4 protein-coding genes are annotated in these 8,658 nt (G+C 34.7%); all 4 read left to right on the top strand.

Annotated elements, in window-relative coordinates:
- Positions 1 to 258 precede the first annotated feature (258 nt).
- The 4 genes from DDE80_RS13000 to DDE80_RS12985 all read left to right on the top strand — a co-directional run bounded on the left by DDE80_RS13000 (position 259) and on the right by DDE80_RS12985 (position 8,146).
- Positions 259 to 1,734 carry a TIGR02677 family protein gene (locus DDE80_RS13000; protein ID WP_108308311.1) on the top strand — a complete coding sequence of 492 codons (1,476 nt, stop codon included), beginning with the start codon at positions 259 to 261 and terminating at the stop codon, positions 1,732 to 1,734.
- 1 nt (position 1,735) lies between these two features.
- Positions 1,736 to 2,884 (top strand): TIGR02678 family protein, encoded by a 1,149-nt coding sequence (locus tag DDE80_RS12995; protein WP_108308310.1) that lies wholly within the window; start codon positions 1,736 to 1,738, stop codon positions 2,882 to 2,884.
- A complete protein-coding gene (locus DDE80_RS12990; RefSeq protein WP_108308308.1) occupies positions 2,881 to 6,915 on the top strand; it encodes a TIGR02680 family protein in 4,035 nt (1,344 codons plus the stop codon). Before DDE80_RS12995 ends, DDE80_RS12990 begins: the two co-directional genes overlap by 4 nt.
- Before the next feature lie 76 nt (positions 6,916 to 6,991).
- On the top strand, positions 6,992 to 8,146 hold the full coding sequence (locus DDE80_RS12985) for a TIGR02679 family protein (RefSeq protein ID WP_108308306.1): 1,155 nt from the start codon (positions 6,992 to 6,994) through the stop codon (positions 8,144 to 8,146).
- Positions 8,147 to 8,658 lie beyond the last annotated feature (512 nt).

Genomic DNA, 8,658 nt, shown 5'->3' with positions numbered 1-8,658 from the left:
AGCGAAAACTCCTATCGTGGTTTGTCTCATCAACAATTACGATACACGAGTTTTCGCTTTTATTCTATACACTATTGGAAAATTAAGGTCTTATTAGTAAGTCAACCCCAACTTATGGTGATGAGCCCTTTTTTAGATAATAATACCATATTAAGTGTTTTTAGGGCTTTTAAATTGAGAAAAATAAGATTATTAAATCGTAGAGAAGTTGTAGTCGTTTGATTATAATGTAAGAAAAAGAGAGTGAGTGGTTGCCAAATGAATGTTTTGACTAAGCAAGTGATTGAAACAAGCTATTTAACAGCACCTTCTGCAGCGCAATATCGAGTTATTTTGCGATTTTTTTATGAGCAACATGAGCGAATGAGAGACTATATAGCTCCAGAAGAAGTGTTACACCATATGCGCACTTTCAATCAATTTGAAAATTTTGATGAAGAACAGCTCCACCAAAATTTAGCACAACTCGTTTTGTGGAATAATTTAGTTGCGCGGCAAGATATGACTAAGGCACGTACAGTAGAAGAGTATAAAAAGAAGCGTTTTCGTTACCAACCTACACCATATACAATCGAAATAGAACGTATGTTAGTTAAGCTTGAAAGTATTGTAGATAATACTTTTAGTGGTTCTCTTGAATCTTCGCAATTTGAACGGTTGTTAGAGACTTTGAAAAATTTAGAAGATAAATCATTGAACATTGAGCAACAAGTGAAGATTTGGGAAGATATTATTCACTACTTTAATGAAATTAGAAAAAATACAGCAGATTATATTGCGTATATTAATAGTGAAAAGATTGATCAGCGCATGCGTACAGAAGCTTTTTTAGTGTATAAAACTCAATTTAGCCATTACTTGAGAAATTTTATTGTTTCATTGCAGCAAACTTCTTTACAAATTATAGAGTTGTTACAAAACAAAAGTATAGAACATACAATGTTAGCCGTGTTTGACAGCCTTATGACTAAAGATAAAATACATGATCAAATAGCAGGAGTCATCGTTTCTGATGAGAGTCGTTTAAAAAGCTATCAAGCAAAATTTGAGTCGATTAAAAGATGGTTTTTGGAAACTGACGGTCAAAAGAGTGAGTTAGAAATGCTACAATGGCAAACAAATGAAATGATTAGACGAGTCACACGTTATGTACAACGTTTAGGAGAGCGTCAGCACTACTTTAAAAGTAGACAAAATGATTATTTACAGTTAGCAAAGTGGTTTAGTGAATGTCCAACAATAGTAGAAGCACATGAAATATCCGCAATAGTGTTTGGTGCTATGCAAACGCAACATGTGCAACTGAAAACAGATACGACGGATGATTTGTATAGTGACACATGGTCTGAGAAGCCAGAAAAAATAGTAATTAAACCACGCACTAATCGGTACCGTGAAAAAACAAAAGCGACAGGTATTGATTTAAAGGCAACGGAAAAAAGAGCTCAACGTGAAAAATACTTATCTGAGCGTAGGCAACAAGAATTGTTAGTGAAAAATTACTTTAAGCATGGCACTGTGCAATTATCAAAACTCAGTGTAATAGAACCTTTTATGAGAAAACTATTATTAACGTGGATGTCAAAAGCGAGAACTAATGACAAGAATTTAGTAACTACAGAGTTTGGTACACTGCTACGTATAACGATGCTTGAAGAAAAAACAACGTTAAGGGCGCAAGATGGTGATCTATTAATTCAAGATGCTTTATTTGAATATGTGAAGGAGGCATAGTATGGAGGAAGTATTTGATGAGAAAGCTGTGCAAGGTTTGGATTATTTATTGCATCATTTATGGGTATTACGAAAAGATAATGCAAATATGTATCGACAAATTAGAGAGCGGCAAAAAGTATTACAACGCTATGTCTCCAATAAGCTCGGTTTACAACTGCATGTTCACCAACATTTTATAAAACTTGATAAACTACCTGTTAAAGCAGAAAGCTGGATGGGGATTCAGCAATTTACAACACCGATGGATTACATTGTTTTCTGCTATACTTTAGCATTTATTGAAGGAAAGCGCATTGAAGAACAGTTTTTACTATCAGAATTAACAGAAGAAATTCAAGCCATGAGTTATACACAAATCGCTTTAGATTGGACGTTATTTCATCATCGTAAATCATTAATTCGTGTAATGAAGGTACTTGTAGAGTTTCACTTGGTTGAAATTATAGATGGTGATGTCCAACGCTTTGACCATCATGAAGAGCAAGAGGTATTGTACGAAGTTACAATCTATAGCCGCTACTTTATGAGGGCACACCCAAAGGCTTTTACCCAACTACAGAATGCGCAAGAGCTCTTGCAACTAGAGCATCAATTAATGAGTGAAGATGAGAGGCGTAAAAGAGTTTATCGACAATTACTCTTAACGCCAGCGCTTTATAGAGAAAGTAATCAAGACCAAGATTTTTTATATGTACGTAACTATAGAAATCGCATTAATGATGATATAGAAAAGTATACAGATTTTAAATTGCATATTTTTAAAAATGTTGCGTTCTTATCGGTAACAGAGCCTAAGCGATACTATCAAAGCTTTCCGAACACTAAAGCGATTACAGATATTATTTTGCAACTATCACAATATCTTCATCAACATATTGCTAATTATAACAGCCAAGAAAATGGCATTATTGCATTGGCGGAACATCAGCTAACGGAAATTTTACTACAACTTAAAGAGCAATTAGGTGAGGGATGGGCCAAATTGTATCGAGACAAATCAATAGCCAGTGTACAAAAAGAACTTATAGATGAACTAATCTACTGGCGAATGGCTTCAATTAGTCCAGGTTTTATTTATATTCACTCGTTATTAGGCGCATTTGTAGGAAACTATCCCTCAGACTATAGCAAGGAGGAGAAATTATGACACAGTGGCAAATTAATAGGGCTGGCTTGTTAAGCTTTTGGTATTACGATGAAGAAATATTTGAATTTGCAGACGGTAAGCTATTACTTAGGGGAACGAATGGCTCAGGGAAGTCAGTTACGATGCAAAGTTTTATCCCTGTGTTGTTAGACGGTAAAAAATCGCCAGATCGTTTAGATCCATTTGGGTCAAAGGCGAGAAAGATGAGCGATTATTTATTAGGTGAAGAAGGGGTTTCGAATCGAGAAGAGAGAACGGGCTACTTGTTTATAGAGTATAAAATGTTAGGTACAGAGCAATATATAACAACCGGTATAGGTATGCAAGCACGGCGTCATAAAGATTTAAAATCTTGGTATTTCGTTATTACAGATAATCGTCGTATTGGAATTGATTTTGAATTAGCGCACCGTAGCGAAAAGGAGTTAATTCCGTTTTCTCAAAAAGAACTAACGAATCGCATAAGTACTGGCGGTATAGTAACGGATAGTCAAAAAGATTACGCAGCGCTTGTAAATAAATATATATTTGGCTTTGAAACAATGGAAGCGTATGAGGATTTAGTAAAATTACTTATTCAATTACGCGCACCTAAGTTATCTAAAGATTTTAAACCGACTGTATTATACGATATTTTAACATCTGCTTTGCCACCGATTACAGATGATGAGCTGAGTCATTTGTCAGATGTTATTGAAAATATGGACCAAACAGAGCAACAGTTGGAGCAACTAACGCTAGAATATACAGCAAATAAAAAAATTGTAGAGCGTTATGATGTTTACAATAAGTATATTTTAGGGGAATGCGCTGAACGTGTAATGCTAGCAGAAGATGAGCTTTCAAACTATTCATCTCGTAAAAAAGATTTAGTAGAAGATATGAAGAGTAAAGAACGGTATATTGAAAGGCTACACCAAGAGCTAGACGAAACGAAATTAGCCTTAAGGATATTAAACAATGAAGAACAGTCTCTGAATAACCATGAAATATGGGCGATTACGAAAAAGCTTGAAGAAAACAAGCAATATTTAATGAAAGTACAACAAAAACTAACTAAACTACAAATGCGTAAGGATAAAGAAAATACTAATTATTTAAAACATGAACAAGCAATTAAACAACAAGAAGAAAAACTGATTCAAATTGAATATGAAAAGCAAGAACTTCTTTTAAATATGAAGCTTCTAGCGGAGGAAACAGATTTTACTCAGCACGTAATAAATGTAGAGAGCTATGACAAAGGGACACCTTATTTTGATTACTGGAAAAAAGAAGTGAGTGCACATAAAGAGAAAATTCGAAATATAGCGTCATTAGTAGCAACCCAAGAAAGTTTGCATAAACAAGAGAAAGTGTCTGAGCAAGCGTATTCCGTAATTACCAGTGAATTAGATATAGGTCAAACACAATTAGTACAATCTGAACATTGGTATAGGGAAGAACAGCATAAACTAAAGATGGCGCTTTCTAATTGGATGGATAATCATGATGCTTTGCCTTTTACTGTTGAAGAACAACAAAAAGTTTCGTCAATTATCGAACGACTTTATGAAGATACAGTTTACAGCGAGGCAACGGCTATTTTAACTAGATCCTTAAATAAATTGCGTGCTGAAAAGATGGCGAATTTAGCTACAAATGAGCAGTCTCAGTTACATCTAAAAACAGAAATTATAAAAGAACAACAACATCTTCAACAATTGAAAGCTACAAAATTAGCAGAGCCTCAGCGAGAAGAAGGGAAAATAGCGTTTCGTGAGCAACTTACTGCACAAGGGATATCTTACGTACCATTTTATGCAGCAGTAGAATTTCAATCTCACGTTACAGAACAACAGAAAGGTTATATTGAAGACGCTTTACTTACTACAGGCATTTTGGATAGTTTAATTTCACCAAATAATTTTATCGTACAAGAAGATGCTGTTTTACTAACAAATCCAAAGCTACTAGATTTTACATTAGCGGATTTTTTACAACCTGATGTAGAAGATGAAAGTGTACCGATAGCGCTAATTGATGAAATTTTACGTAGTATTCCAGTAGAGACGACAATAAACGAATTTGCGATTGATGCTAAAGGTTTTTATAGAATGGGGCTAATAAAGGGACATGCTCCAAGTCATGGTCCTGCTCGTTTTATTGGTAGAACATCACGTAAACGCTATCAAGAGGAACAAATTTTACGTAAAAAACAGTTAATTGAGCAGCTTAATGAACAGCTCCAAGCCACAATAGTTTCCCATAGTTTATTAAGCGAAAAATTAGAAGAAATGGCGTCTTGGGAATCAACAATCCCAACAGATAAAGCATTAAATGATCTTCGTATGGAAGTTTACACACAGCAAGAAAGTCAAAAAAATCGACAATTTCAACAACAAGAAATAGAGCAAAAGTGGCAGGATATACGTGGGCAACTAAAGAAAATTCAACAGCAGTTGAACCTTGAAGAAAATATGCTAAATATCCCGAAAAATACTGACCAATTAAAGGAAGTAGTACAAGCTCATGATGAGTACTTAGCACAATTAAATGATTTACACCGAATTTTTGACAAAATAAAAGTAACAAAAAATAGATTGCAAGAAATAGCGCAGCAAGTAGAAAATAGTAGAGATATACTTGACGATATTCATAGTGAAATAATTGATGAACAGTATGCAGAAAAAGTATTTGAGCAAGAAATACATGCACAAGAATATCAACTGAAATTACAAGGAGCAGAAGATGTACAGCAAAGAATAGCAGAAGTTCAGCAAGAGAAGTTAATAAACGAAACACGCTTTGAGGAAATTCGTACAATATGTCCGAAAGAAGAGACTGAATATAAATATATGAAAGAAGAACTTCAGCGACTTGAACAACAGGAACATTTTGCTAACCTAATGTTTTTGCAATGGCAGCAAGCGTTACAGGAAGAATTAAACTTTAAATTTATACCAGTAGAAGACACATGCCCTAAAGCTCTTACAAAGCAGTTTAAAACAAACCAAGACCGTGTCAAGCTTGGAGAAAATTTGACGCGTATTACAAATGAACAATTAATAGTTCTTGCAGAATACAATAGTAAAAGCTATATAAATAAAAGTAAATTACTGTCACAGTTTGAAGCAGTTAATGATGATAAAATAGAAAATTTTAAACAATTACGTAATCGCCATATTATTGAGTTGGAGTACAGAGGGCAATATGTTAGCCCGTATCATATTGATAGTGTATTACAAGATGAACTAACATATAATCATCAGTTATTAGATGAGCAAGATAGAGAGCTTTATGAGGATATTATTGTTAATTCAGTGGGGAGGATTTTACGTCAACGCATTGCTCGTGCTCAACAATGGGTAAAAGAGATGGATAATATTATGGCGACTAGAGATAACTCATCTGGATTAATTTTTTCTGTAAACTGGAAGCCGCGTACAGCAGAGGCAGAAGATGAATTAGATACCAAGGAATTAGTGCAGTTATTGCAGCGTAAAAGTAGTTTTTTAAGTGAAGTTGATTTAAAGAAAATCACTAAACATTTCCGTTCACGTATTGAAAGCGCTAAAGAGATAGTAAGTGTAAGAAATGAAGGTAATACATTACGCCAAGTACTTAAAGAAGTGCTTGATTATCGTAAATGGTTTTCATTTATTTTATATTACACACGTCAAAATGAAACGAAGAAAGAACTAACCAATAACGCTTTTTATAAATTCAGTGGAGGAGAAAAAGCGATGGCTATGTACATCCCATTATTTACAGCAGCTTACTCTCGTTATAAAGAGGCGGACGCAATGGCACCATTTATTATTTCATTGGATGAAGCGTTTGCAGGTGTTGATGAACAAAATATAAGAGATATGTTTGAAGTAGTAGAGCAACTCGGTTTCAATTACATTATGAACTCCCAAGCAATTTGGGGAGATTATGATACCGTATCTAACTTGGCGATTGCTGAATTAGTACGACCTAAAAATGCAGACTATGTTACTGTACTTAACTATCGTTGGAATGGTAAGGAACGTGAGCTAATTGACTAAGATAAATGTTTTTAGACATCCCGCATTTTTGAAGTTATTTAAGCAATTTAAGCGGAAATATTATTCCTTTGGACGTATGAGAGGTAATGTAAGCTTGCAGGATTTTACAGCTGATGAAGTTAAAGAAATTGCTGGTTTTTTAGGCGTTTCCGAATACCAACTTAATCAAAAAGGTAGTGTATCACTTCAGCAATTTGAAACCCAACTTGCAACAACATCTTTCTCCCAGTTTACTTTGAAAGCATTAATAGAACAGGTGTTGGAAGAAAAACTCCATTCAAAAGAAGACGAGAAGCGCCTTAAAGACGACACAAAAAAACAATTCACCAATGATTTACAGGAAGTGTTGAGTGATTTACCACAATGGTACGACCAAATTAATAAACAAGCAGGGGATTCGAAGTTTATTTGGCAAGAGCAAAAAGCAATACTTCCTGCTATTCAATTAGTAGCACAGGCTGTTAACAGACAACTTAAATGCAACGATTTTATTAGGTTACCTATTTTAGCGCAACAAGTAACAGGAAATCCGCACGCATTTGATGGTAATAACCTAGTAGGCAAACTATTGGTGCATGCAGTGTATAGTTTAAGTGAACAACCAGAGAGTTATCCAAAAACGAGAGAAGAGCAGGTTGATTTATTAGCAAACTTGAAAATTATTCAAGACGATTTATGGAATTTCGTTACATTTCAAGGGCTTATAGGCTATGAACAACATGAGTTGCATCCTCTGTGGCAAGCCGCAGTAGCGACAAAGAATGCATTAAATATGCCAATGCGACACTTAACTTCTATTACTAAAGTGAGACCAGCTATTGGTAAACGCGTTTATATTGTAGAGAACTCAGGTGTTGCATCTACTTTAATGGACGCTCACCCTACGGCTCCGATTATTTGTACGCATGGGCAGTTACGTATGGCAAGTTGGCGCTTGTTGGATTTATTAGACTTTGACATTGAAATGTATTATTCAGGTGATTTAGATCCAGAAGGACTACGTATTGCTCAAAATATTAATAATCGCTATAGTGGACGAGTTCATTTTTGGCGTATGGATGAAACTTGTTACCATTTGGCGATGACAGGTGAGCTAACAGCAAAGCGTTTGTCCAACTTGCAATCCATAACAATACTGCCAGCTGTAGCTGAACAAATGAAGAAATATAAAAAAGTGTCCTACCAAGAAGCGTGGGTTGATTGGTTGATAGCAGATATTAATGTTGATTGATATATACAGTATTAAAAGTTCACTTAAAGTAGCTTTAGTTATACTTAAAGTGAGAGCGAGTAGCGTTGGAGTAAACATTAAGCAAGATAGTTTTATTCTTCCTGTGGTACAGCAGGAAGATGTAAGAAGGCTTCATTTAATAACAATTGGTTCAAATTTAACTTACGAAATACAATTGTCAATATCGGGTTAAAATTCCCCAAAAACGACACACTAAAATTTCTCATTTCGACGATTCGGTAGCTGAAGGTAAAGGGAAACCTTGGCCTTCCTTTTTTCATTGAATCTGAATCACCTTTTAAAAAGTCAAAGCCCTTGAAATTTTAACAATGTAAAAGTTCAAGGGCTTTTCATTTATAAGATAGGTTTTGCTTTATTCTTATTTCTATATATACGGTGAAAGAAAATTAGAGTTTCAAGCACAGCCTATTCACCGTATTTTCAGGTGTTTGATTAATCATTTGGATAAAGCCTTGGACAGCACGTTGAATCTTTCCGACATTTGAGTAAAA

The sequence above is a fragment of the Metalysinibacillus jejuensis genome (assembly GCF_003057615.1).
GTDB lineage: Bacteria > Bacillota > Bacilli > Bacillales_A > Planococcaceae > Metalysinibacillus > Metalysinibacillus jejuensis.
The sequence above is the reverse complement of the archived record's forward strand: the minus strand, read 5'-3'. Positions and strand labels throughout refer to the sequence as shown.

Bases quoted from the DNA above. Each gene is read 5' to 3' on its own strand.
- DDE80_RS13000 (WP_108308311.1), top strand. From the start codon at position 259: ATGAATGTTTTGACTAAGCAAGTGATTGAAACAAGCTATTTAACAGCA.
- DDE80_RS12995 (WP_108308310.1), top strand. From the start codon at position 1,736: ATGGAGGAAGTATTTGATGAGAAAGCTGTGCAAGGTTTGGATTATTTA.
- DDE80_RS12990 (WP_108308308.1), top strand. From the start codon at position 2,881: ATGACACAGTGGCAAATTAATAGGGCTGGCTTGTTAAGCTTTTGGTAT.
- DDE80_RS12985 (WP_108308306.1), top strand. From the start codon at position 6,992: ATGAGAGGTAATGTAAGCTTGCAGGATTTTACAGCTGATGAAGTTAAA.